The sequence below is a fragment of the Herbaspirillum sp. UBA812 genome (assembly GCF_002296545.1).
In the GTDB taxonomy this organism is placed as follows: Bacteria; Pseudomonadota; Gammaproteobacteria; order Burkholderiales; family Burkholderiaceae_D; genus Herbaspirillum; species Herbaspirillum huttiense.
Genome location: NZ_DBIC01000134.1, coordinates 15,282 through 16,956, shown reverse-complemented (window position 1 = coordinate 16,956; position 1,675 = coordinate 15,282). Strand labels below are relative to the sequence as shown.

Genomic DNA, 1,675 nt, shown 5'->3' with positions numbered 1-1,675 from the left:
GATCATTTCAAGCGCATCAACGACAGCTACGGTCACCAGGCCGGCGACGCCATCCTGATCGGCGTGAGCCAGTGTGTGGCGCAGCTGCTGCGCAAGGTGGATGTGCTGGCGCGCTATGGCGGCGAAGAATTCATCATCCTGCTGCCCGAATCCGATCTGGCGCAGGCCGCCGCCGTGGCTGACAAGCTGCGGGCGGCGCTGGAAGAGCGCGTGTTCGAGACCGAAGGGGATCGCCGTATCAACGTGACGGCCAGTTTCGGTGTGGCGACGCTGGCCGGAGGCGAGGCGCTGGACAAGCTGACCAAGCGCGCCGACATCGCGCTCTACCGCGCCAAGCGGCTGGGGCGCAATCGGGTCGAGCTGGCCGGGGATGAGCTGGAAGAGCCCTGATCAGGCGCTGTCGCGTTCCAGGATGGAATAGCCCAGATCGCACACCGCTTGCGCGACCGGCTGGCCGTCGAAGCGGGTGAGCAGCATCTCCGCTGCCGTGACGCCGATCTGGTGTGCGCTGATCTGCACCGTGGTGAGGGCGGGCAGGACTTCCGTGGCGATCTCCAGATTGGCGAATCCGGCCAGGGCGATGCGCTTTGGCACCGCGATGCCGCGCCGTGCGCATTCCAGGGCGGCGCCGGCGGCCATGACGTCATTGCTGAAGAAGGCGGCCTCGATGCCTGGCTGCAGCGCCAGCAGGCGGCAGATGGTCTCGCGTCCGGCCTGCAGGAAGCTGCCCATCGCGACCACCTGATGCACGGGTTCCGGCGCACCCTGCGCCACCAGCGCATCCCGCATCCCTGCAAAGCGCGCCAGGCCGCGCGGATCATCCCCGCCCACAAAGGCCATGCGGCGATAGCCCTTGCGCACCAGATAATCTCCCATGGCCCGCCCGGCGGCATGGTTGTCGAAGCCGACCAGCATGTCGATGGGTTGCGGGCTCATGTCCCAGGTTTCCACTACCGGAATGCCGGCCGCCTTGAGGCGCTGGCGCGTGCGCGCCGAATGCTGCACGCCGGTCAGCACCAGGCCATCCACCCGGCGGCCGATGAAGGCTTCCACCAGGCCGGTTTCCGCGTCTTCCGAATAATTGGTTTGCCCCAGCAGCAACTGGTAGCCCTGCAGGCTCAGTTGCTCGGACAGTCCGCGCACGGTCTCGGCAAAGATCGAATGGCTGATGGTCGGCACGATGGCCGCCACAATGCGTGTGCGCCGTGAGGCCAGGCCGCCGGCCAGCATGTTGGGGATATAGCCCATGCTGCTGATGAAGGATTCGACCCGTTCGCGCGTGGCGGGGGACACCTTTTCGGGCGTATTGATGACCCGCGAGACCGTGATGTGCGATACCCCGGCAGCACGCGCCACGTCTTCCTTGGTGATGGCGCGGGCGGGTGCTGCGGCAGGATCGGTTTTGCGGGTCATGGGAAAGGCTGGAGAGAAGTTGTCGCAAGCATAACAGCAGCGGGCCGCGGCGGGTCTTGCGGACATCCACAAGACCGTTGCTGCAAGATGGGTGGCCGCGTTCAGTCGCGGTCGTTGAAGGCCGAGATGTGCGATACCTGGAATACGCCAGACAGCGAGTGCAGCTCATTGCGATGCAATTGCGCCAGGCGATGCAGGTATTGCTCGCCCAGTTCGGTCAGGCGCACCTGGACCAGGCGCTTGTCGCGGTCGTCCGGGGTGC

2 protein-coding genes are annotated in these 1,675 nt (G+C 66.0%); one reads left to right on the top strand and one right to left on the bottom strand.

Going from position 1 to position 1,675, the window contains the following annotated elements:
- Positions 1-390: GGDEF domain-containing protein (locus B3873_RS08490; protein WP_286865271.1), on the top strand; the 390-nt coding region annotated here is incomplete at its 5' end.
- Here the strand turns inward: B3873_RS08490 and B3873_RS08485 are convergent.
- Complete coding sequence (locus B3873_RS08485) at positions 391-1,413, bottom strand: LacI family DNA-binding transcriptional regulator (RefSeq protein WP_286865269.1); 1,023 nt, start codon at positions 1,411-1,413, stop codon at positions 391-393.
- Positions 1,414-1,675 lie beyond the last annotated feature (262 nt).

Excerpts from the sequence above, each read along its gene's own strand:
- B3873_RS08485 (WP_286865269.1), bottom strand. The coding sequence starts at position 1,413 with ATGACCCGCAAAACCGATCCTGCCGCAGCACCCGCCCGCGCCATCACC.